The sequence below is a fragment of the Prevotella sp. lc2012 genome (assembly GCF_900107065.1).
Classification (GTDB): domain Bacteria; phylum Bacteroidota; class Bacteroidia; order Bacteroidales; family Bacteroidaceae; genus Prevotella.
Window position 1 is genome coordinate 772,939 of record NZ_FNUF01000001.1, and the last position, 24,947, is coordinate 797,885.

At 51.9% G+C, this 24,947-nt stretch carries 19 protein-coding genes; 6 read left to right on the forward strand and 13 right to left on the reverse strand.

Going from position 1 to position 24,947, the window contains the following annotated elements:
- Positions 1–2 precede the first annotated feature (2 nt).
- From BLU99_RS03420 to BLU99_RS03435, 4 genes are read left to right on the forward strand one after another with little or no spacing between them, the layout of a single operon-like run.
- The gene (locus BLU99_RS03420; RefSeq protein ID WP_091899748.1) at positions 3–1,661 is read left to right on the forward strand and encodes an MFS transporter; all 1,659 of its coding nucleotides are present in this window, start codon (positions 3–5) and stop codon (positions 1,659–1,661) included.
- 37 nt (positions 1,662–1,698) lie between these two features.
- Entirely contained in the window at positions 1,699–3,162 is a 1,464-nt protein-coding gene (locus BLU99_RS03425; protein WP_091899749.1) for a DUF1846 domain-containing protein, read from the forward strand.
- 8 nt (positions 3,163–3,170) lie between these two features.
- On the forward strand, positions 3,171–4,532 hold the full coding sequence (locus BLU99_RS03430; RefSeq protein WP_091899750.1) for an MFS transporter: 1,362 nt from the start codon (positions 3,171–3,173) through the stop codon (positions 4,530–4,532).
- Between the two features lie 3 nt (positions 4,533–4,535).
- Entirely contained in the window at positions 4,536–6,317 is a 1,782-nt protein-coding gene (locus BLU99_RS03435; protein WP_091899751.1) for a phosphoethanolamine transferase, read from the forward strand.
- A 59-nt stretch (positions 6,318–6,376) separates the two neighbouring features.
- On the opposite strand, the gene BLU99_RS03440 is transcribed toward BLU99_RS03435, so the two are convergent.
- The 5 genes from BLU99_RS03440 to BLU99_RS03460 are packed head-to-tail and all read right to left on the reverse strand — an operon-like array spanning position 6,377 to position 12,514.
- Positions 6,377–7,306 carry an endonuclease/exonuclease/phosphatase family protein gene (locus BLU99_RS03440; RefSeq protein ID WP_091899752.1) on the reverse strand — a complete coding sequence of 310 codons (930 nt, stop codon included), beginning with the start codon at positions 7,304–7,306 and terminating at the stop codon, positions 6,377–6,379.
- 20 nt (positions 7,307–7,326) lie between these two features.
- The gene (gene nhaC, locus BLU99_RS03445) at positions 7,327–8,742 is read right to left on the reverse strand and encodes a Na+/H+ antiporter NhaC (RefSeq protein WP_091899753.1); all 1,416 of its coding nucleotides are present in this window, start codon (positions 8,740–8,742) and stop codon (positions 7,327–7,329) included.
- The gene (locus BLU99_RS03450; protein ID WP_091899754.1) at positions 8,736–10,265 is read right to left on the reverse strand and encodes a peptide MFS transporter; all 1,530 of its coding nucleotides are present in this window, start codon (positions 10,263–10,265) and stop codon (positions 8,736–8,738) included. The genes nhaC and BLU99_RS03450 overlap by 7 nt, the downstream gene beginning before the upstream one ends.
- A 7-nt stretch (positions 10,266–10,272) precedes the next feature.
- Positions 10,273–11,121, reverse strand: a complete 849-nt coding sequence (locus BLU99_RS03455; RefSeq protein ID WP_369807691.1) for a porin family protein — start codon at positions 11,119–11,121, stop codon at positions 10,273–10,275.
- A 31-nt stretch (positions 11,122–11,152) separates the two neighbouring features.
- Positions 11,153–12,514 carry a PBP1 and LysM peptidoglycan-binding domain-containing protein gene (locus BLU99_RS03460; protein ID WP_091899755.1) on the reverse strand — a complete coding sequence of 454 codons (1,362 nt, stop codon included), beginning with the start codon at positions 12,512–12,514 and terminating at the stop codon, positions 11,153–11,155.
- A 729-nt stretch (positions 12,515–13,243) separates the two neighbouring features.
- Here BLU99_RS03460 and BLU99_RS03465 point away from each other — a divergent pair.
- Both BLU99_RS03465 and uvrA read left to right on the forward strand, forming a co-directional pair.
- Positions 13,244–13,933, forward strand: coding sequence for a gliding motility-associated C-terminal domain-containing protein (locus BLU99_RS03465; protein ID WP_091899756.1), 690 nt, complete (start codon positions 13,244–13,246; stop codon positions 13,931–13,933).
- A 3-nt stretch (positions 13,934–13,936) separates the two neighbouring features.
- Positions 13,937–16,801, forward strand: coding sequence for an excinuclease ABC subunit UvrA (uvrA, locus tag BLU99_RS03470; RefSeq protein WP_091899757.1), 2,865 nt, complete (start codon positions 13,937–13,939; stop codon positions 16,799–16,801).
- A 175-nt stretch (positions 16,802–16,976) separates the two neighbouring features.
- Here uvrA and BLU99_RS03475 read toward each other — a convergent pair whose 3' ends face one another.
- Genes BLU99_RS03475 through nuoH form a run of 8 tightly spaced genes read right to left on the reverse strand, consistent with a single transcriptional unit; the run spans position 16,977 to position 24,945 of the window.
- Positions 16,977–17,417: a DUF5362 family protein gene (locus BLU99_RS03475; protein WP_091899758.1), complete on the reverse strand. Its 441-nt coding sequence runs from the start codon at positions 17,415–17,417 to the stop codon at positions 16,977–16,979.
- Positions 17,418–17,468: 51 nt separating this feature from the next.
- On the reverse strand, positions 17,469–18,899 hold the full coding sequence (locus BLU99_RS03480; RefSeq protein WP_091899759.1) for an NADH-quinone oxidoreductase subunit N: 1,431 nt from the start codon (positions 18,897–18,899) through the stop codon (positions 17,469–17,471).
- 18 nt (positions 18,900–18,917) lie between these two features.
- Complete coding sequence (locus tag BLU99_RS03485) at positions 18,918–20,438, reverse strand: complex I subunit 4 family protein (protein WP_091899760.1); 1,521 nt, start codon at positions 20,436–20,438, stop codon at positions 18,918–18,920.
- Positions 20,439–20,442: 4 nt separating this feature from the next.
- The gene (gene nuoL, locus BLU99_RS03490; RefSeq protein ID WP_091899761.1) at positions 20,443–22,434 is read right to left on the reverse strand and encodes an NADH-quinone oxidoreductase subunit L; all 1,992 of its coding nucleotides are present in this window, start codon (positions 22,432–22,434) and stop codon (positions 20,443–20,445) included.
- Between the two features lie 32 nt (positions 22,435–22,466).
- On the reverse strand, positions 22,467–22,775 hold the full coding sequence (gene nuoK / locus BLU99_RS03495) for an NADH-quinone oxidoreductase subunit NuoK (protein WP_091899762.1): 309 nt from the start codon (positions 22,773–22,775) through the stop codon (positions 22,467–22,469).
- 3 nt (positions 22,776–22,778) lie between these two features.
- Positions 22,779–23,297: an NADH-quinone oxidoreductase subunit J family protein gene (locus BLU99_RS03500; protein WP_091899763.1), complete on the reverse strand. Its 519-nt coding sequence runs from the start codon at positions 23,295–23,297 to the stop codon at positions 22,779–22,781.
- Between the two features lie 4 nt (positions 23,298–23,301).
- On the reverse strand, positions 23,302–23,847 hold the full coding sequence (locus tag BLU99_RS03505; protein ID WP_091899764.1) for a 4Fe-4S dicluster domain-containing protein: 546 nt from the start codon (positions 23,845–23,847) through the stop codon (positions 23,302–23,304).
- Between the two features lie 9 nt (positions 23,848–23,856).
- On the reverse strand, positions 23,857–24,945 hold the full coding sequence (gene nuoH / locus BLU99_RS03510; protein ID WP_091899765.1) for an NADH-quinone oxidoreductase subunit NuoH: 1,089 nt from the start codon (positions 24,943–24,945) through the stop codon (positions 23,857–23,859).
- Between the last annotated feature and the right edge of the window lie 2 nt (positions 24,946–24,947).

Genomic DNA, 24,947 nt, shown 5'->3' on the forward strand with positions numbered 1-24,947 from the left:
TAATGACTCAAGCAATTCAAAAAACACTGCGCGACTCTGCAGCCATGCGCTGGACAGCGCTACTTCTTCTGGCACTAGCCATGTTCTGTGCCTACATCTTCATGGATATCCTCTCACCCATCAAGGACCTGATGCAAGAGACTCGCGGTTGGGACTCCACTGCCTTTGGAACCATGCAGGGTTCAGAGGTTTTCCTCAACGTATTCGTATTCTTCCTGATCTTCGCAGGAATCATCCTCGACAAGATGGGTGTGCGCTTTACAGCCGTACTCTCTGCCGCAGTGATGCTCGTTGGTGCATGCGTGAAATGGTATGCGGTGACGGAGGCGTTCATGGGAAGTGGACTTGAGACATGGTTTAACAACAACCTCAACTACATCCCCGTCTTCGATGAGTTGGGTGTATCGCCCTTCTACGAGGGTATGCCTGCCTCAGCTAAGTTTGCGGCCTGTGGCTTCATGATCTTCGGATGTGGCTGTGAGATGGCAGGCATCACCGTTAGCCGCGGTATCGTGAAATGGTTCAAAGGCCGTGAGATGGCTCTGGCCATGGGATCCGAGATGGCTCTGGCCCGTCTGGGTGTAGCCACCTGTATGATCTTCTCTCCGTTCTTTGCCCGTCTGGGCGGTGAGGTCAGCGTCAGCCGCAGCGTCGCCTTCGGTGTCGTACTGATGTGCATTGCTCTGATCATGTCGATCGTCTATTTCTTCATGGACAAGAAACTTGACGCTCAGACTGGTGAGGCCGAAGAGAAGGACGACCCCTTCAAGATCTCGGACCTTGGCAAGATACTGACCGACATGGGCTTCTGGATCGTGGCACTGCTTTGTGTGCTCTACTACTCCGCTATTTTCCCCTTCCAGAAGTACGCCGTGAATATGCTTCAGTGTAACCTCACACTCACGGCACCTGACGCCGACTCGTTCTGGGCCTCATCGAGCGTAACAATCTTCCAGTATGTGATCATGCTAGTCGTGGCCGCAGCCGGCTTCGCCTCAAACTTCCAGAAGAAAGCCAACCTGAAGTACGGTTTGCTAGGTTTGTCAATCGCAGCACTTATCACTTATTGCTATATGGGCTTCATGCGCCAGTCGGCAGAGAGCATCTTCGCAGTATTCCCACTGCTGGCCGTGCTCATCACCCCGATTCTGGGCAGCTACCTTGATCATCACGGAAAGGCTGCATCCATGCTGGTACTGGGATCGCTCCTGCTCATCGCCTGCCACCTCACCTTTGCTTTCGTACTGCCGATGTTCAAGGACAGTGCCGTGGGAGGTATCATCATCGCCTACACGACGATACTCGTATTGGGTGCCTCGTTCTCTCTGGTGCCTGCCGCTCTGTGGCCCTCAGTGCCTAAGTTGGTTGACGCTAAGGTCATTGGCTCTGCCTATGCCCTGATCTTCTGGATTCAGAACATCGGTCTGTGGTTGTTCCCCCTGCTCATCGGCAAGGTGCTCGACCAGACCAACCCGCAGATTGTCGAGGGAGTGAAGAACGGTACGATTGCTCCCGATGTGGCAGCTGTCAGCTACGATTATACGGCTCCACTCGTCATGCTCGCCTCACTGGGTGTGGCAGCCCTGCTCCTGGGGCTGGTCCTTAAGGTAGTGGACCGTAAGAAAGGCATCGGTCTGGAGCTTCCGAACATCACGGAGTAAACAAGGGAATACATCAACACATAGATACACTGCTATTATGAAAATAGGTTTCGACAACGACAAATATCTCAAGATACAATCTGAGCATATCAAAGAGCGCATTGCTCAGTTTGACGGCAAGCTCTATATGGAGTTAGGTGGTAAGCTCTTCGACGACCATCACGCCTCACGCGTATTACCAGGTTTCAAGCCCGACTCAAAACTACGCATGCTGGCTCAGTTACGCGACAGCATCGAAATCCTCATTGTTATCAGTGCAGAGGATATTGAGAAGAACAAAGTACGTGCCGACTTGGGCATCACCTATGACGAGGATGTGCTCCGTCTGCGTGATGAATTCATGAGTCGTAACTTCATGGTAGGCTCAGTTGTCATTACCCACTACAACGGTCAGCATGCTGCCGACCAGTTCCGTCACCGTCTGCAGCGCGAGGGCATCAAGTCGTATATCCACTACCCCATCGACGGTTACCCGCATAATGTGGAGCTCATCGCATCTGATGAAGGTTTTGGAAAGAACGACTATGTAGAGACCACCCGTCCGCTGGTGATCGTGACTGCTCCTGGTCCTGGTAGCGGTAAGATGGCAACCTGTCTCTCGCAGCTATACAATGAGAACAAGCGCGGCATCCGAGCCGGCTATGCCAAGTTCGAGACCTTCCCTGTATGGAACCTGCCGCTGAAGCATCCTGTGAACATCGCCTATGAAGCAGCCACTGCCGACCTGAACGATGTGAACATGATCGACCCCTTCCATCTGGAAGCCTACGGGAAGACGGCTGTCAACTACAATCGCGATATTGAGATCTTCCCTGTACTGAATGCGCTCTTCGAGGGTATCTATGGTGAGAATCCCTACAAGTCGCCGACAGACATGGGTGTCAATATGATCGGCTTCTGCATCAGCGACGATGAAGTGTGCTGCAAAGCCTCCAAGGAAGAAATCATCCGTCGTTTCTACGATGCGACCAACAAGATGGCTGATGGCGCAGACAACGAGAGTGAGGTTAACAAGATCCGCATGCTCTTCAATCAGGCGAAGATAACCACTGCTTTCCGCCCTGTCACGACAGCTGCTTACGAGAAGAAACTGGAGACTGGTCTGCAGGCAGCAGCCATCGAACTTGAGGACGGTACCATCATCACCGCCAAATCGACGCCACTTCTTGGTTGCAGTGCTGCTCTTCTACTCAATGCCACCAAGTATCTGGCAGAGATCGACCACGAGGCAAAACTCATTCCGCAGAGTCTCATCGAACCCGTTCAGAAGACGAAGATAGAATATCTGGGTGGTAAGAACCCGCGTTTGCATACTGACGAGGTGTTGGTAGCACTCAGTGTCCTCTCCACTCACGATGAGAATTGCCGTAAGGCTTTGGCTCAGTTGCCGAAGCTTCGCAATTGTCAAGTACACACCACGGTCATGCTTTCAGAGGTAGATCGCAAGATCTTCAAGAAGCTTGGCTGTAATCTGACTTGCGACCCCGTTAAGAAGAAATAGCGACAACCGTGACCGAGGTAATCCGACAACGACTCAACGACTCGCCCATGGCACGATGGACTGTCCTGCTCATTGTAGCAACAGCCATGATGATGGGCTATTTCGTAAACGACGTCATGTCGCCACTGGAAACGTTGTTGGAATTACCGAAAGAGGCAGGCGGTCTTGGATGGACACCTAGCGACTACGGATTCTTCTCCGGATCGAGCGGACTGATCAACGTCTTTCTGCTCATGCTGTTCTTCTCGGGATTGATTCTCGACAAGATGGGCATCCGCTTTACTGGTGTCCTCGCCTGTAGTCTGATGGCCATCGGTACCATCATCAAGATCTATGCGGTGACGGTCGACTTCGGTCAGGCACAATTCACCTTTTTCCATTCTACCTTTCCGCTCTCCGTGATGGTGGCGAGTCTCGGCTTCGCAATCTTCGGAGTGGGATACGAGATGACAGGCATCACTGTCGCCAAGGCGATGGTACGCTGGTTCACAGGTCATGAGCTTGCCCTGGCCATGGGCATCCAACTGGCGATGGCCCGACTGGGAACGGCCGCCGCGCTCAGCATCTCTGCTCCGATAGCGCGCCATTTCACGCTCTCGATGCCCTTGCTGATCAGTCTGGCCTTTTTGATCATCGGACTACTGGCTTTCCTTGTGTTCTGTGTGATGGACCGTCGACTCGACAGATCCGACGATGCCGGATTATCTGTCAGATCCGAGGACAGCAGCGACGAGTTCCATTTCTCCGATATCGGCATGACCTTGCGTAATCCGGGATTCTGGCTGATCACACTCTTCTGCGTACTCTTTTACTCCGCCGTATCACCGTTCTTGAAGTTCTCCACCAAACTGATGGTGATCAAGTATGGCGTGGACGCAGATCTGGCTGGTTTCTTCTCATCAATAGCCCCCTTCGGAACGATCCTGATGACACCCCTCTTCGGACTCATCTACGACCGCTATGGAAAAGGCGTGACACTTGTCATCACAGGTGCCCTCATGCTGACCGCCGTCCACTTCGGCTTCTCGCTCCCCATGCACAGCAGCGCCATCGCCATCACACTGATGGTGATTCTCTCCATCGGCTACTCACTGGCTCCCGCTGCGCTTTGGCCATGTGTACCAAAGATCATCCCCATGAAATGTCTCGGCACCGCCTATTCGATGATCTTCTTCATCCAGAACTTCGGACGAACAATCATCCCTGTCTGTGTAGGACGCGCCAACGAGACCGATCCGACATATACGACTTCGATGCTTATCTTCGGTTTCACAGCACTTGGTGCTGCCCTTACAGCCGTGACCATGCTGTTTGTCGATAGAAAGAAAGGATATGGTCTACAACAGCCTAACATCCAGAAACAAATTTGAATCATGAATCATCAGCTCATACAAACCATCAAACAAATCTGTACAAAAGGAATCACCAGTATTACGACCCCTGTCTATTGGAATATCACCCTCTTTGTTCTTTCCATCCTGATGCTGGGCGGTTTCGACCTTCTCTACTATCAGCACCTCTACCACGAGTATAAGACTTGCGACATTCTGTCGGGCTATGCGGAGATGATCTTCATGGCATACCTCATCAACGTCGTATGTTACCTTCTCAGGAAGACCCGTATCCATCTTCTCCTGTACGTCATACTGTTCGTTGTCTATATCGTGAACTTTTACCTGAGGTATTCCTTTGGAACAGACATCTCGCCAAAGATCCTTCTTCTGATGTTTGAGACGAACACGAAGGAGGTCTCAGGCTTTTTCAAGACCTATATGATGACTGACGGCATGCTCAAGACCGTTGGCGCTTTCGTCATTGTGCTGACGATGATCATCATCGGAGAGCGTTTCAAGAAAGTGATCAGTAAGAGACTGGACCTGCCTGTCGTCAGATGTCTGCTGACTGTTTTCTTGCTCACAGGCGTTATCTGCGGAGCCACAGCCATCGGGAGATATGCCGGTCTTATAAGATGCAGAAACACCTATGAGGCAGAACGATGGCTGATGAACATCCCCTTCCGCTATGGTATGCCCATGCCCAATCTGTGCTATTCGCTGAATGCCATCCATCTGGCAGGACAGGACCTTGACAATATGATTGCCGCAACAGAGAACGCCATCAAGGATGTCAGCTGTGAGAACGGGGATTCCCTGAACATCATCGTCGTCATCGGCGAGTCCTACAATAAGCACCATGCCTCACTCTACGGATACCCCCTTGACACGACACCGTATCAATGCGAAGAACAGGCTAACGACAGACTCTGTGCCTTCAACCGTGTCAAGTCACCACACAACATGACCAGTATCGTCATCAAGAACGTGCTCTGCTGCAACAATGTCCATGAGGCTGAACGCTGGTATGACTTCCCGTACTTCCCTGCCATCTTCAAGAATGCAGGATACGACGTGTGGCTCTGGGACAACCAGTACAAGTGGAATCCCGACGCAGCCTGGGCCTTTACCCTGAACTCCGTGATGTTCAACGAGCGTATCCAACAGTTATCCTATACGGCTATCAACGATTCGGGGGCGCCCTATGATGGAGGACTCATCACCGACTTCGAGAAGAAGACCAAAGGCAGACTGGGGAAACAGAACCTGATCATCTTCCATCTGGGAGGTCAGCATTTCCTCGCTACCACACAGTATCCTCACGTGCCGGAATATCAGGTGTTCACGGCCAAGGATGTCAAAGACGATGCGCCCTACCTCAACGACGAGAGTCGTCAGCGTATCGCCGAATACGCCAATGCCACACGTTATAACGATGCGGTCATCCATCAGATCATGACCATGGTGAAGGAGACCAACGCACTGCTGGTCTATTTCCCCGACCACGGTGAAGAGATCTATGACTACCGTGACTTCTACGGTCGACAAATCCTCAGTCAGGACAAGATAACCCCCGAACTGATCCGGAACCAGATAGAGATCCCCTTCATCGTATGGTGCTCAGAGAAATGGAAGCAGTCACACAAGACCGAGTGGGAGACGATCATGCAGGCAGCCGACCGGGAGTTCACAACCGATAATGTCTGTCATATGCTATTCCATCTGGCAGGTATCAAGACCAAGTCATACCAAGCAGAGCGCGACCTGCTGAGTCCGGATTTCATTCCACAGACGAAAGCGTATAACATGCTGTCACTATAAACGAATCAAGGCCCTACTTCATAGGGCCTTGATTCGTCTGTATCTTATGTGATCGTCTGCTACCAGCGGAATCGTGTAACCAGTGGCAGATGGTCGCTATACCCTTTCTGATACTTCATGCCCTTGTAGGTACGACGTGGCAGATAACCGCCATAGAACTTATCCTTTTCCAACAAAAACTTCTCCGACTGGATGAATGCCGCATCCACCTTAGCCGCTACGGCAGGAGATACCACCACATGATCCAGACTGTTCCATTCCCCCTTGTAACGATAGGTACCCTCCACACCGTAACGGGCAGAAGCCCCCTTACTGATGTTCCTCAGATCGTGCTGATACAGTCGTTGCAAAGCAGGAGAATCATGGTAGTCATTGAAATCGCCTGTAATGACGATTGAAGCATTCGGAGAGAGAGCACGAATAGAATCCACCGACTGCAACAGACAATCAGCAGCATGCAGTCGGAACGGTCGACTGGCCTTCTCTCCCCCATGACGACTGGGCGCATGGACCACGAACACATGTAAGGTATCACCCGAGACCAACTGGCCACAGGCATAGAGGATATCACGAGTCGGTCTCATGCCCTCTATCGTCGGCACACCGATGCCGTACGAGTTGATCAGAGAGAACGTGAAAGGCGAATAGAGCAGTGCCACATCCACGCCTCGGGCATCGGGCGACGAAGTCATCACATACTCATACCCCGCATTCCGAAGGAGAGAGCGTTTAGTCAGGTCGTGCATCGTCACATCATTCTCCACCTCGCATAAGGCCACCAGGTCGGGTATGCCCTCTTCAGAACAAGAGAGGATAGCCTTCCCTATACAGTCCAACTTCTTCCAATAACGCTTTTCCGTCCACTGTCGGGTGGCATCCGGCAAATACTCCGTATCATCCTTTCCCTCGTCATGATGCGTATCGAAGAGGTTCTCCACATTATACTCCACCAATGTGAGGAATGAAGAAAGAAGAAGACCAAGAAACATTGACATACTCGATATCGTTTTTAATGATTATTATTCGTCCGACGTATCTTCCATCCACAGGCGGCAACGACGATGCTCGTCAGAGGAGAAAGATAATTAAAGAAGCAGAAAGGCAGATAAGTCAGTGTGGCCACACCCAGCACCGTGCTCTGCGTCAGACCACAGGTATTCCATGGTACAAGTACGGAAGTGACCGTCGCACCATCCTCACAGCTACGACTCAGCAGACGCGACTCATACCCCCTCTCCCGATAGGTATCCTTAAACATAGAACTGGAGAGCATGATCGACAGATACTGGTCGGCCGTGGCGATATTACAGAAGAGCGCCGTACCCACTGTGGAGGCCACCAGCGAGGCTGCCCCCTTGACGAAACGTAAAGCCCTCCGCATCAGATCCTGCAACTGTCCCGTAGCCGTGAGAGCACCACCAAAGGTCTGGGCACAGATAATCAGCCATATCGTGGGCATCATACCCGCCATACCACTTGTATGCACCAGATCATTAAGCATCGGCACACCCGTCTCGATGCTTGTGCTGCCATAGCACACCTGCATCATACCCTTGTACGAAGCCAGCAGACCACCATCAACCGATCCGGAGATGGAATGGACGAGCGGTCTCTGGACGATCAAGGCGACGACGACAGCGAGAAGGATAGCCAGGAAGAGCACGACCATCGACGGCCAGCGACGTGCGATCATGATACCTGTCAACACAGGTACGACCAGAAGCCACGGAGAGATGATGAAGGTACGCTGGAGACCATCCATGAACTCTGACACGTTTCCATGTCCGGAGACATCCATCGTCAGACCAGCTATCAGGAAGACGGAGAGAGATATACAGAAGGTGGGAACCGTTGTATAGAGCATATACCGGATATGGGTAAAGAGCGGTGTCCCCGACACGCTCGCAGCCAGTACGGTAGTATCCGACAGCGGCGAGAGCTTATCGCCGAAGTAGGCACCAGTGATGATCGAGCCAGCTATCCATCCGTCATCAAAGCCATGCGCCTTGCCGATGCCCATCAGTGCGACACCGATTGTGGCGACAGTGGTCCATGACGAGCCTATCATCAGACTGACCAAGGCACAGAGCACACTGCTGCTCACGAGGAACACCTCAGGACGGATCAACTGCATACCATAGTATATCATCGTAGGCACGATGCCCGATACCATCCACGTGCCACCGATGGCACCAATCAGCAGGAGGATGATGATCGCCGGTGTACAACTGGCAATCTTGTCCGTCACCTCCTTCTCCAGGTTCTCCCATTCCAGTCGCTTGGAGAAATGACCTACGAGCACGCTGACAGCCGAGGCTACCAGCAGGGATACCTGACTGGCACCATCCAATGTTGCGTTACCGAAAACGGCAACGCAACATGTTATGAGTGCGACGAGCACTAAAAAGGGTATCAGGCTCAGCACACCTTCTCAAGTCGTTTCATGATGGAGAACATAAAGACGGCGGAGATGAGACAGAGTGCGATAAAGACACTCCATACGGCCCAGAGAGGAATATTACCCCACAGATAGCCACCCACACCAACCAGCTTATTACCGATGGCGGTAGCCACGAACCAGCCACCCATCATCAGACCCTTATACTTCGGAGGAGCCACCTTCGAGACGAAAGAGATACCCATCGGCGATAGCAACAGCTCGGCGAATGTCAGGATCAGATAAGTATAGATGAGCAACTGCGGTGTGACATCAGCCACATGCACGGCCACGGGTTCACCGTCGGCACCAACAGTCGTCTGCGGCATCGGCAGTCCGAACGAGGCGACAGCCATCAGACAGTAAGCCAGTCCGGCCACAACCATACCATAAGCGATCTTACGCGGTGCTGAGGGCTCCTTACCCTTGGCCGACAGACTGCCGAAAATGGCGAGGCTGACAGGTGTCAGAGCCACCACATAGAAGGGGTTGAACTGCTGGAAGATAGGCGCCGAGACAGCAACGATCTGCCCCGTCGTCGCATCGTACTGGAAGAACAGGAAGGCCACAGCCACCACGATGACAGCGAAAGAGATGGCCTTACCCTTAGCAGTCTTCGACTGGAACAGTGAGAACAGGGCATAGACGATAAAGATGATGGCCACGAGGTTCCACACGCTGAAGGCCATACTCTCGACACCTGTCGACGTCCTAGCCGTGAACTCATCGGCGAAATAGGTCAGCGACAGACCGTTCTGATGGAAAGCCATCCAGAAGAAGATAACCACCGCGAAGACCAGGCAGAGAGCCACGATACGCGCTTTCGTCTCCTCCTTCGACAGTTCCTCGACCTCAGCCTGCACCCCCTCCTTCTTCGTGCCGCCCTCCACATGACGGAAGGTTCCACGGAAGATATAGTAGATGGCAATAGAGAGGATCAGTGAGGCACATGCCACGGCAAAGGCAAAGTGATAAGAGTCGTTGACGCTTGTGCCGAGGTTCTGCTGGGCCCATTCCATGATGCGCACGGCCGCCGTCGGAGCAAAGAGTGCACCGATGTTGATAGCCATGTAGAAGATCGAGAAGCCCGAGTCACGCTGCGAGGCATACTTCGGATCATTATAGAGATCGCCCACCATCACCTGGAGGTTTCCCTTGAAGAGACCAGTACCCAGACCGATGAGCACCAATGCGGCCAGCATCACGACCAGTGCCAGCGTATCACCGCCCAAGGGCACTGAGAGCAACAGGTAGCCTGCGAACATGATGAGGATACCGATGGTCACCATCCGACCAAAGCCGTAACGGTCGGCCAGCCAACCGCCTACGATAGGCAGGAAATAGACGAGCATTAGGAAGTCGCTGTAGATCTCCCCTGCCCAACCAGCATCGAGTCCGTAGTTTGCACGGAGGAACAATGCGAAAACGGCGAGCATCGTGTAGTAGCCGAAGCGCTCACCTGTGTTGGCCAATGCCAACGCGAATAAACCTTTTGGTTGATTTTCGAACATGTTTTAATTATTTTATTTTAGTGTTTTTTGTTCTGACGATATCAAACAGATAGGTACATTTGATGACGATATTGCCGAAGTTCGACCGTCCGAAGTAGTCACGCTTCGAATCACCATAGATGTTCCCCAGTCCATAGTAATAACGGCCCTCGATGAGGAAATGCCCCAGATGACGATGACTGTACTCCATACCAGCACCTACGGCGATGCCGTAGTCAAACTTGTTCTTCACCGTCATGGTATCCTGCGCCACGACCTGCGAGGCGCGCTTGCCATAGTACTGGTACTCCGGATTCTGTTCCCTGGGGTAGTCCCTGCCTGGATCGAACGCCGGCTGGCGCACATCGAAATTGGCATCCACCTCATCCTTTATATAGAAGCCGATCTGCGGTCCTATCTGGAAGAAGCCCTGAAAACCGTTCCGCTCACGTCCCCAACCCATACGAGCCAGGAGGGGCACCTGCACGTACGTCATCTTCCGTGAGTATCTCAGCGACTGCGTCTCGTCCGTATGCAAGGGCACAGGCATGTCGTCCATCGTCAGGATCTTCTCCTTCCAGCCTATCTGCGCATAGTTCACCTCCGCCACGACGGCACAGATGCTATGGAAATATTTCTCACACGTATAACGGGCGGTCAGTCCGCCGGTCAGGCCCCCTAACAATCCCTGTGGGACCTTCGTAACGAAAGACACATTACTCATCACATATCCGCCGTTCACACCCAGGGCGAAGTCGGTACGATACTCGCCGACCTGGGCATACGACGTGATGAGTGAAGAGCGGAAAGCGAAGACCAACGTCAGCATGACCAGCTTCCATCTTCCCACTATCATTTTCTCAAATACTATCTTCATAAAACAGAATGCGTTCCTTGACTCCCGTCAGTTAGTAGTTAATCGTCTCGATCACATGGTCTGGCGTATAGTGAACAAAGAGGAATGTCCTGTTGCGCAGACCACCATTGCCATAACGCTCGAACTGTAAGGCTGTCTGAATAGGCAGATAGCCGAACATACCCTTTGCCCCATTGAACTTCATGCCATACTTGTTCAGTCCTCTCAGGAAGAAATAGGCATGGTCGAAGCCTGTGATGGCAAAGCGTGGCTGCACGCTCTGCATGTCGGCATGGAAGTTCCAACGGTATTTCTGCTGGAACCGTTGTGTGGCCGGCGAGACTGGATTATAATAGAATACCGAGGGGATATAAGTATCAAACTTGTAGTAGTTCTCCAGATGCGCACGGTTGTACATCAGCCACTCCGTATAGCCGAACATCGAGATCTCCAGTTCCGGATAGGTATGCTTCAGACCGTTGAGCTTGGCGAAGGCGACACCCAACTCCTGCGAGCGGGCCGTGTTCAGGATGACGACATTACGCTCCTTACGACTGAAGGCCTTCGAGAACTCTTCCTCGCCCGACTTCAGGCTCGTGAGGGAATAGACGATGCCACGCTGTTCAAGTTGTCGGCGCAGTCCTGTCGTGAACGTCCCTTTCCTGCTCGTCGAATCGTTGCAGTCGATGATGACGGGATGGTATTTCTTAAAGCGCTCCATGAAACGGGTGATCGTCGTCTCGTTGATCTCCGTCGGCGACTGCCACACCTGGAAGATGTTGCGGTTGGTCGCGAGTTGTGGGGCATTGATCGAGAACGGAATCACCAGACGGATATCATGCTCCTGGACGAAATCCGACAGGAGGGCCACCTGTTTGGAATAGAGCGGACCGATGATCAGGTCACACTCCGCTGCCGCCTTGTCCTTCAGGATCTTCAGCATATCGGCATCCTCGGCCGCGTTCCATGCATGCACATCCACCGAGATACCCAATTTCTTCAGACTGTCGCAGGCCATCAACACACCACGGTAATACTCCGTCATCCGCTTGCCGTCGCCATTGAGATCATGCAAGGGGAGCATCACGCCCAACCGGATGGCACGATCGCGCACATCGTCGGCTCGACTCTTAGAGGTCGACTGGACTGGTTGGGAGGCGACCGCCGCCTTACCGGGATATGGAATCTGCAAGACGGTTCCCTTCTTCAGTTCGTAGCCAGGTGTCTTCATCTCAGGGTTGGCCTGGATCAGTTCCTCGATAGAAAGACCGTACATCCGTGAGATGCCGAAGATGGTCTCCTTCTTCTTCACCTTGTGCAAGCCACGTATGGAATCCGTCACTTGTGCCGACGCAATGCCGACAGCCAGGAAGAAAGTCACCAACAGCAAACAATATCTTAATAGTCGAGTCATAAATCCAAGTTTTATCCTTACCGCCTACAAAAGTACAAAATAATTGTGAATTGAGAATTAAGAATTAGGAATTATTTAGCATCTTTTGACCAAACAGTGTTCCCACAGGCCATCATATCGCTTGACGACAACAGTAATTATCTTGACAAATCGACGCTCATAACTCGCGCCAAGGTCATCAACGGCGAAGTGCGGGTCGTAGGCGCGAGTTTTGAACCATTTCCGTATTCGACTGAAAATAAGCCAGTTACACAAATACCGCACAGAGGTAGGAGTTTACAGTCAAGGAGATAGGGCCTATGAGTCGTGGAGATAGGGTTCACGAGTGAAAGGGATGATCCCTATACCCTATAAGAGATAATCTCCTTCTCTCGTAAGTGCCATTCCTTTCGGTCGTGGAGATTATCTCCTTGACTGTAAGATGCCGGGGGTACCCCAAGTAGTCCCCTTCTCCACTCCGGATACGCCAAAACAGGGCAAAAAGAGGATAAAAGAGGCCCCCTGGCTGTTCTGGTTTACAACTTCAGACGGGCACTTTTTTAGGCATTCTTTCTTGACAATCAGGCGACGAGTAACGAGCAGGCGGCATCACCCCGCAACTGTCTGGTCGTTGCCACAGACACCACAACCGTCCACCTATTTATCAAATAGTCGGGCGAAAAAAACTAAAAATCCTTCCATATTCCCACATTTCTTCGTATCTTTGCCGTTCAATTGACTATCATAAACATGAGAATAAGACAGATCATCCTACCCCTCTTCGCGGCTATGATCCCCTTCGTCTGCCCAGCTCAGAGCAGTCGTCCCTCCGTGGCCCCAACGGCCATCTATACCGACGATGACGGGACGGAGACGGAGACAACGACGGATTTCGCAGGACAGGCGCCGCTGACGGTGACCTTCCGCGCCAATCCGACCGCCATGGAAGACTACTCGCCCACCTATGAGTGGCACTTCCGCATGGAGGGAGAGGCCAAGGATCTGATGGTACGCTACGAGGAGAACACACAATACACCTTCACCACCTCGGGTACGACAAGAGTCACCCTCCTGGTCAGTAAGGGGGACACCGGTGAGCGTCTCGACTCCGTCGTGATACGTGTCACCGTCAGCGAGAGTAAGCTCTCGTTCCCCAACGCCTTCTCACCTAACGGCGACGGCATCAACGACATCTACAAGGCTAAGGACTACCAGAGTCTCGTGGAGTTCCATGCCTACATCTTCAACCGCTGGGGACAGAAACTCTACGAGTGGACCGACCCTGCCGACGGATGGGACGGCACCTACCACGGGAAGGATGTGAAAGACGGCGTATACTTTGTACTCGTCAAGGCCAAGGGGGCCGACGGACGGACCTATCATATCCGCAGAGACGTGAACCTGCTGAGGGGATATACTGAAAGAACGACGACGAACTAAGACATGAGAAGAGAAGACGATAAGATCAACGTATACGGTGCCCGTGTACATAACCTGAAGAATATCGACGTAGAGATTCCGCGCCAGTCTCTCACCGTCATCACAGGACTCAGCGGAAGCGGCAAGTCCTCACTGGCCTTCGACACCATCTATGCCGAAGGACAGCGGCGCTATATCGAGACCTTCTCTGCCTATGCCCGTAACTTCCTCGGAGGACTGGAGCGCCCCGACGTGGATAAGATCACAGGACTGTCGCCCGTCATCAGTATCGAGCAGAAAACCACCAACAAGAACCCGCGCTCCACGGTGGGCACGACGACGGAGATATACGACTACCTGCGTCTGCTCTTCGCCAGGGCCGGTAAGGCCTATAGCTACGCCACCGGTGAGGAGATGGTGAAATATACGGAGGAGAAAGTGCTCGACATGATCATCCACGACTATGCCGGTAGGAAGATCTTTATCCTGGCCCCACTCGTCCGCAGTCGTAAGGGACACTACCGCGAGCTCTTCGAGGCCATGCGCCGCAAGGGCTACCTGAACATACGGGTAGACGGCGAGATGAAGGAGATTGTCAGAGGCATGAAGGTGGACCGCTACAAGAACCATGATATCGAGGTGGTCATCGATAAGCTGAGCCTCCCCGCTATCTCTTCCGAAGGAGGTGGAGCTCAGATGTCTGAGGAACGCCTCAAGAAGTCTGTTGCCATCGCCATGAAACAGGGCGACGGTCTGATCATGATCCTCGATGTCACCGACGCTGCTTCCAAGGGAAGCGGACAGGGAGAGGTGAAGTACTTTTCCAAACGACTGATGTGTCCTACGACAGGCATCAGCTATTCCGACCCCGCCCCCAATAACTTCTCTTTCAACTCACCACAGGGCGCCTGTCCTCACTGCAAAGGACTGGGTGTCATCAACCAGATCGACCTGAAGAAAGTGATCCCCGACCGCAAGGTCAACATCCACGACGGCGGTATCGTTCCACTGGGCAAATACAAGAACCAGATGATCTTCTGGCAGATCGACGCCATTCTGAAGAAATACGACTATAGTCTCAAGACTCCTATTCAGGATATCTCTGACGAGGCACTCAGTGAGGTGCTCTACGGTGCTATCGAGAACGTACGCATCGACAAAGAACTGGTACACACGTCCAGCGACTACTTCGTGGCCTTCGACGGTATCATCAAATACCTGCGCAACGTCATGGACAACGACGACTCCGCCGCCGGACAGAAATGGGCCGACCAGTTCCTCGCCGAGTGCGAGTGCCCCGAGTGCCACGGTCAGCGTCTGAACAGAGAGGCACTGTCGTATAAGATATGGGACAAGAACATCGCCGAGCTCGCTTCGATGGATATCGCCGAACTGCGTGAGTGGCTTGACCATGTAGAGGAGCACCTCGACCACCAGCAACAGCAGATTGCGACAGAGATACTGAAGGAGATACGGACACGACTCGACTTCCTGCTTGAGGTCGGACTCGACTATCTGGCGCTCAACCGCCAGTCGGCCTCGCTCTCAGGCGGTGAGAGTCAGCGCATCCGTCTTGCCACACAGATAGGCTCACAACTCGTCAACGTGCTCTACATCCTCGACGAGCCCTCGATCGGTCTGCATCAGCGCGACAACGAGCGACTCATCAGGTCGCTCAAGGAACTCCGCGACTTAGGTAACACCGTCATCGTGGTGGAACACGACGAGGACATGATGCTGAATGCCGACTATATCGTTGACATCGGTCCCCGTGCCGGGCGCAAGGGCGGTGAGGTGGTGTTCCAAGGCACCCCACAGGAGATGCTGCAGACCGATACCGTCACGGCACAATACCTCAACGGAACGAAGAAGATCGAACTGCCACAGCAGCGTCGTAAGGGCTCCGGCAAGCGTCTCCGTCTTTTGGGATGCACGGGCAATAACCTCAAGCACGTCGACGTGGAGTTCCCTCTCGGCTGTCTCATCCTCGTCACAGGTGTCAGCGGCTCGGGTAAGTCCACACTTATCAACGAGACGCTGCAGCCCATCCTCTCACATCATTTCTACCGTTCCCTGAAACGTCCCATGCCCTACGATCGCATCGAGGGCTTGGAGCATATCGACAAGGTGGTGAACGTAGACCAGTCGCCCATCGGGCGCACGCCGCGTTCCAACCCGGCGACCTATACGGGTGTCTTCTCAGATATCAGGAGCCTCTTCGTCAACCTGCCCGAAGCCAAGATACGAGGCTATAAGCCTGGTCGTTTCTCGTTCAACGTGAAAGGTGGGCGCTGCGAGGCCTGTGGCGGTAACGGTTACAAGACCATCGAGATGAACTTCCTTCCGGATATCCAGGTGCCCTGCGAGGAATGTCATGGCAAACGCTATAATCGTGAGACGCTCGAGGTGCGCTACAAGGGCAAGTCGATCGCCGACGTGCTCGACATGACCATCAACCAGGCCGTGGAGTTCTTCGAGAACGTACCGGATATCCTCCGTAAGATCAAGACCATACAGGATGTCGGACTGGGATACATCAAGCTCGGGCAGTCGTCCACCACCCTCTCCGGCGGAGAGAGCCAGCGCGTGAAGCTCGCCACCGAACTGTCGAAGCGGGATACCGGCAAGACCCTTTACATCCTCGACGAGCCGACGACGGGTCTCCACTTCGAGGATATCCGTATTCTGATGGATGTGCTCCAGAAACTGGTGGACCGTGGTAACACCGTCATCATCATCGAGCATAACCTCGATGTCATCAAGCTGGCCGACTGGATCATCGACATGGGACCGGAAGGCGGTCGTAAGGGTGGACAGGTTCTCTCTGTCGGCACCCCGGAACAGATTGCCAAGTCGAAGAAAGGCTACACCCCGCAGTTCCTTAAGTAATAGACAAAAGCCTATTGAAAGCATTACTTTATAGGGATGAGAACCTAAAGAATCTGCTTAACGATACAAAGGATACTAGATTGCAAAAGAAAAACAACTTGTTTTACTTTTAGAGATGAATATAAGTCACGCCGAGGAACTAGCGTTCCTCGGCGTGGACAAGATGTATCTTACGTTAAATAGACGACTTCATCAAGGCTGCGCCAAAGATCAAGGCACCGATAAACACGATCGCGTAGATAATCAGAATGACAATCGTGATGATGCCGAAGAACTTCAGCATGGCGCTCAGGCCAGAGAAGCCACGGGCCAACTGACTGGCATTGTCAGTGAGGCAGGCAGCCTTCGTGCCGTTGGCAAACTGGAAGCCCTTGATGAGGGGGTAGATGTAGATGGCGGCGAGAATCAAGTAGAGGAAACCCGCGCCTGCCCCGATGACTGAATTAGCAGAGCCAACAGCTAATATGATAATGCCGAGGATGATCATCAGCACAACGCCAATGCATCCAATGATGCAAAGGAACGCCATCCACTTGGCAGAGCACAGCAGGTCGTCCTTCATACTTTGGTTCACGAACATTCCCGTCATTCCAGGATTCATCGTCTCTTCATTCATAGTCTTAATGTCTAGTTGTTAATATTAATGGTTGACAACTCACTTTCGCGGTTAAATCCCTGCGGCAGCAATCCACTCATAGATACAACTGACGATACCAAAGAGGGCGATGCCCGCAGTACAAAGGGCCAGGGCCGTCTTGGTGCTGAGGTCGCTCTGGAAAGCGGGCAGCGGTGTGTCGGTCTTGGTGATATACATGGCCTTCACAATGAGCAGGTAGTAGTAGAGTGACACTACCGTATTGATCAGTGCGATGAACACCACGAAATAGGCAGCGGCACTACCCTGCTGAGCAGCAGCCATGAACACGAAGAACTTCGAGAACATACCTGCGAACGGCGGGATACCTGCCAGAGAGAACAAGGCCAGTGTCATCAGGAACGACAGCTTGGGGTTGGTCTGGTAGAATCCGTTATAAGCAGCCATATCAGTACGTCCGTTGTGATTGCTCTCAACAACATTGATGACGGTGAAGACCGCCATGTTGGCAACGATATAGACAAGCACATAATAGGTCAGCGCAGCCACACCAAGTTGTCCGTTGCCCACCACAGCAAGCATGATATAGCCGGCCTGTGAGATAGAGCTGAACGCCATGAAGCGCTTAAGCTCACTCTGACGGATGGCAAACAGGTTGGCCACGGTGATAGAGAGCACGATCACGATATAGAGCAGATACTCCCAATAAGCTACCAGCGGCTGGAACACCTTCATCAGGATGATACACAGCGTGAGAGCAGCGGCACCCTTAGAGATGACACTCAGATAACCAGTCACAGGCGTCGGCGCTCCCTGATAGGTGTCGGCCGTCCAGAAGTGGAAAGGTACGAGTGAGATCTTAAAGCCCAATCCGCTGAAGAAGAACACAAGACCGATAATCGCCAATGGAGAAGCGGTGATCGTTGCAGCCACATCGTCGAAATAGAGAGTGCCTGTAGCAGCATAGATAAACGAGATGCCATAGAGCATCACACCACTGGAGAATGTGGCGGTCAGGATATACTTCGCAGCGCCCTCGGCAGAATCCTTCTTCCACTTATCGAAAGCGACCATACAGGCCATGGGCACCGAAGCCATCTCAAGTCCGAGGAAGAACAGCATGAAGTTGCCGCTCGACATCATGACGAACATACCCAGCAGGGTGCTCAGCACCAGCATATAGAACTCGCCCTCCAATTTCATGGCCGACTTGACAATCCATGGCTGGGCCATGATGCAGACGATGATCGTGCCAAAAGCGAGAATGACTTTCATGACATTGACAGCCTGCGAGCTGACATACAATCCGCCAAATGCTGTGACAGGATCTGAACATACCAGCGTTGCCACTGCCGTAACGGCCAGCATGCCTACCGTCAGGTATTGCAGGAGGTATCCCTTAACCTTTACCTTCGTCAGGAAGAAGTCTCCAAAGAAAACTATGATCAGCGAGAGAACCAGGAAGGCCTCAGGCATCATTTTCAGGAATTCACTATAATTCATATCTTAGTCCTCCTTTTTTTACATTACACCTATTGACTGAAGGATCGTACCAGCAGCCGGTGAGATCATATCGCTGAACACGAAAGGTGCACAACCCAGACCAGCCACACAGAAGATCAGGCAGATCACTGCGACGCGCTCATCCCATGTAGCATCGGTGAGCTCAAGGTAGTGCTTGTTCTCTACCTCACCATAAAGGATCTTACCAACCACACGCAGGATATAGACAGCCGTAACGACAATCGACATACAGGCGATGATGGTGGCAACCATACGGAACGACGTGTTGGGATCGCCAGAGAGCGGATGAGCTCCAAACGAGCCGACGAAGATAGTCATCTCAGCAATAAAGCCAGAGAAACCGGGAAGACCGAGGTTGGCCAGACCGGCAATCACATAGCCGACAGAGAGGAAAGGCATAATCTTCATCAAGCCGGCCAGTTCACGGATATCACGAGTATGAGTACGACCGTAGATCATACCGATCAGTGCGAAGAAGAGGGCTGTCATCAGACCATGGGAGAGCATCTGGAGAATAGCACCCGTCACAGCCGTCTGACTCATCATCAGAAGAGCGAAGAGCACCAGTCCACAGTGAGACACTGAAGAGTAAGCATTGATATACTTCAGGTCGGTCTGCACACAGGCAGACAGTGCACCATAGACGACCGAGATAGTGGTCAGGATCAGGAAGATCCACGAGAGATCCTGAGCAGCCTCAGGCAACAGATACATAGCCACACGGAAGCAGCCGTAACCTCCCAACTTCATCAGCACACCAGCATGGAGCATGGACACGGCGGTAGGCGCAGAGGCATGACCGTCGGGTGACCATGTGTGGAACGGGAACAGAGCTCCCAGCACACCGAAGCCGATAAAGATAAACGGGAAGAAGATGTTCTGGATGTGACCGGGGATGCAGTGATTGGCTGCGATCGTGGTCAACTCAAAGGTGTATGAGCCACTGTACTGGCCATTAAAGAAGTAGATGCCCAGCAGACCGAGGATCAGCAGAGCAGAACCTCCCATCAGCATCAGCGTCAACTTCATGGCAGAGTACTCCTTACGACCAGAGCCCCAGACACCTATCAGGAGGTACATCGGGATAAGGGCCACCTCATAGAACATGAACATCGTAAAGAGGTCTGTTGAGATGAAGAAACCGAACACACCCGTCGAGAGAAGGGTGAACCAAAGGAAATACTCTTTAGTCATGGGCTTCAACTGCCATGAGGCAAAGGTTCCTGTGAACACGATAATGCTCGACAGCAGCAACATCACTACCGAGATACCATCGACGCCCACCGAATAAGCAATGTTCAGTGGTTTGAACCAGGACACGCTATATGTCAGCAACATCTCTGCAGAGTTACCTGCCGCACGCTGCTGAACGAAATAGATGGTCAGCCATATGGAGAGGGCAAGCAGACACGATGCACCTGCCACCATCACGCCACGCACCTGATTGAGATTCTTGGCAAGCCATAATCCCAGAAGCATCAGGGCGGGAATCAATACGAAAACACTTAATATACTCATATCTTTAGATGCATAAAAGGATTAATGATAATGCAACCGTACCCGTGAGGAACCAGACGGCATACTGGCGCACGTCGCCACTCTGCCAAGGACGGATGGATTCACCGGCTTCGTTAGCACCCCATGCCAGGAAGTTGAACGTACCATCAACGATATGACGGTCGAACCAGGCGATAGGCGTAGAAACGAGCGCAAAGATAATTCGGTGCGTAACGAACTGCCATATCTCGTCTTGATAGAAGCGTTTATAGGCTGCGCGATGCAATCTTGGGAACTGTTTATACAGACGGTCAGCAATCGGCTGACTCTCCCCTTTATAGATATAAGTAGCGAGACATATACTCAGGATGGCAATAACCGTTGAGGTAACAGCGATCTGTGTATCAAAGTGGATGGTGTAATCCTTTCCCGTCGAAGATACGAAACTACCGAAGGAGCCACCCCATCCGAGGAAACCTGCCAACGTGGAATAGATACCGACACCAACAGTGATCACACTGAGCACAATCAGAGGTATAGTCATACATGAAGGAGCCTCATGTGGTGTATGATGTGCATGAGCCTCTTTGTTTTCCGTACCCCAGAAGATACCATAGTACAGACGGAACATATAGAAAGCTGTCATGGCTGCGATACCCGTCATGATCCAACCAACCACCGGACTGTAACTGAAGCAGGCTGTGATAATCTCATCCTTCGAACAGAAACCAGAGAAGAACGGGATACCTGCAATAGCCAGACAGGAGATGAGGAAGGTCACATGAGTGATAGGCATATACTTACGCAAACCGCCCATCAGCGCCATCTCGTTCGAATGGACAGCATGGATGATACATCCTGCACCAAGGAACAGACAGGCCTTGAACATGGCATGCGTGAACAGATGGAACATACCTGCCATATAACCCAACTGAGCATGATCGTCAAAGATGGTTCCATGGCCTGGCAGACTCACGCCCAGAGCCACCATCATAAATGCGATCTGAGAGATGGTCGAGAAGGCAAGCACACGTTTGATGTCGCTCTGCGCGCAGGCTACTGCTGCTGCATAGAACGCCGTGAATACACCGACCCAAACCACAATGCTCAGCGCTTGAGGCGCAAAGGTGATCCAAAGCGGGAACATACGGGCAATCTGGAACACACCTGCCACCACCATCGTTGCAGCGTGGATGAGTGCCGACACAGGTGTCGGACCTTCCATGGCATCAGGCAGCCAGATATGCAACGGGAACATGGCAGACTTACCAGCACCTCCAATGAACATCAGCGTAAGAGCTGTCGGAAGGATAAAGGCTCCTGCACTCAGGGCCCTTACGATATCCACGGGAATAAACGGTGTGGTGCCCGCACCCATAACGACATTTGCCCCATGCCCTGCAAACGAGAAGCTGAACGACTCTGTGAAATAGCCGAACATCAGAATACCGATCAGGAAGAACATATCGGCAAAACGAGTCACGATAAAGGCCTTCTTTGAGGCTGCAATAGCAGGCTTCAACGGATAATAGAAACCTATCAGCAGGTACGAGCTGACACCCACAAGTTCCCAGAACATATACATCTGGAAGATGTTCGTGGCAAGCACCAAGCCCAACATTGACATCGTGAACAGACTCAGGAAAGCATAGTAACGCTGGAAGCCCTTCTCACCGTGCATATAGCCGAATGAATAGATATGAACCATCAGCGATACCGTAGAGATGACGATCAGCATCACAACACTGATTGGATCCAACAGGATTCCCAAGTCGAAATGTAATTTGCCCAACGGCAGCCAAGTGAAATTATACGGAACAACCGTCTGATAAACCCCATCCACACGATCCATTCCAAAATACTGGAAAGCCGTGAGATAAGAGAGTATCGTTACGAGAGCAAGCGAACAGGTGCCGATCAGACCAGCAACCTTGTGCTTCATCTTCATGCCAGCCAAGCCCAGAACGATGAACGAGAGCAGGGGCAGAAGCATAATAAATATCGTGTAACTAAACATAATCTTAACGTCTTTACTTCTTAACTCCTTAACTATCGTTTCATATTCTGAATACTATCCACATTATCGCTGTTGAAGTTGCGATACACATTGATAATAATGGCGATGGCCACGGCCGTCTCCGCTGCAGCCACACCGATACCGAAGAGCGACATGAAGAAGCCCTCGAGCTGTCCGGGGAACAACAGACGGTTAAATGCAGTGAAATTAATCTCTACGGCATTGAGGATCAACTCCACAGAGATGAGCATCGCAATCAGATTACGACGGCTGATAAAGCCATAGACACCGATGAAAAACAGCAGTGCACTGAGAATAAAATAATACTGTACGGGTACCATAACTTACTTCTCCTCCTTTCTTGCGATTGCCAAACCACCAATAATACATGCCAGCAGGAATACTGAGATGAACTCGAAGGGGAGTACATATTGGTACTTGTCAGTACCGAGCAGCGACATACCGATTTCCTTCATCGGCACTTCCACATCGGCTACCTGACAGGCAGCATACATAAACTTGTTCTTAAGCAGTACGAACAGGACGGTAGCCAGACCTACCAGCGAGAGCATCGCACCATAGATGACACGACTGCCCTTCATCCGTTCAACGAGTCCCTGAAGAGAGCGCTTACCCACCAGTTGGATGGCGAAGACATAGAGCATTGTCACGCCTCCGGCATATACTGATATCTGAGCAGCACCAAGGAACGTATAGTCGAGCAGGAAATAAAGACCTGCCACGCCAAAGAGCACAAACAACAGGAATGTTGCGGCTCGCATGATACGCTTCGTCGTCACACACATCACGGCAGAACCGAGTATGACAACGGCGAGAATGAGAAACATTACATAGTTTGCCATATCGTTACTTCGTTTTGGTGTTAAACTTACCGATTGTCAGCGGTGCACCACCGTCAAGCAGATTGGGCAGAGACCCACCCTCATAGACTTCCTTGTCGAGGTGGAGCACCAGACTGTTGCGATTGAACACAGCATTCTCGAAATCATTTGTAAACTCGATTGCGTCGAAGTTGCAGGCGTTCGTACAAAGCTGACAGAACATACAGTCGCCCAGATCGTACAGATAGTCGTCAAGCACCTTCTTTTTCTTACCCGTCTCCGGATCCTCTGCCATGTGAGCAGTAATCTTGATGGTTCCATTAGGACAGGCCTTTTCGCACAATGTGCAAGCCGTGCACTTGTAGCTGCCATCCTCGTTGCGCTTGAACACCAAACGACCGCGATGACGCTTAGCCACGTGAAGTGTGGTCTTGCGGTTCTCGGGATACTGCTCTGTTGACTTGTTGGTGAAGAAGTCCTTGAAATATTCCTTCCAAGTAACCTTCATGCCTGTAGCCAACGTCTTGACAGCATGTCCGATTTCTTCGAAATATGATTTATTATCTTCCATTGCTATACCTTATTTAATATACCATCCAAGAGCCACGATGACAGTCATCAACACAAGATTGACAAGACCAAGCGGCATCAGATACTTCCACTCCAACTTCAGGATCTGGTCAATACGCAGACGAGGGAACGTCCACTTAATCCACATCAGTACCCAAACCAAAGCAAAGGCTTTACCCATGAACCATACAATGCCAGGAATGTAGTTCATGACAGTGTCGAAAGCATCAACACCGATGTTAATAGGAGCCCAACCACCAAGGAATACCGTAGCAGCGATACCTGCGATGATAAAGAGATTCAGGAACTCTGCGAGGTAGAAGAAGCCGAAGCCCATACCCGAATACTCGGTGTGGTGTCCAGCGGTCAACTCACTCTCAGCCTCAGCCATATCGAACGGACCACGGTTTGCCTCTGCGTTACCTGCCACGAGGAACACGAGGAAGGCGATGATAGCGGGAATATGTCCCTGGAAGATCAGCCATTTGAAAGGACCGGTCTGTGCCTCTACGATACCAGACATCTGCATCGTACCCGTCAGGATTACAGCTGTAATCAGACAGAGGCAAAGTGACATTTCATAAGAAATCATCTGTACGGCACCACGCATGGCACTGACCACAGAGTATTTATTGTTTGAACCCCAGCCAGCAAGGAAGATTCCAACCACACCAATCGAAGAAATGGCAGTGAGCAGGAATATACCCACATTAAAGTCAAGCACTGTAGCACCATTATTCCACGGAAGGAACGAGAAGGCACCAACAGAACCGATGATCACCAAGAGCGGAGCCACGGCATAAAGCAACTTATCGGCCTTGTCAACGAAGAAGATCTCCTTAATGAGCATCTTCAAGACATCGGCAAATACCTGAAGCAAACCCCAGTAACCAACTCGCATCGGGCCCAGACGGCACTGGAAATAGGCACATACCTTACGCTCCATGAATATCAGTACGATGGCGATGAGGGCATATCCCACAAGGATACCAGCACCTACCAGTACGCACTCTATCAATATCGACAGAAAATCTCCCAGACCGAGTGTATCGCGAAGGAGAGCGTCGAACCATTGTGTAACTATAGAAAAGTCGAACATAT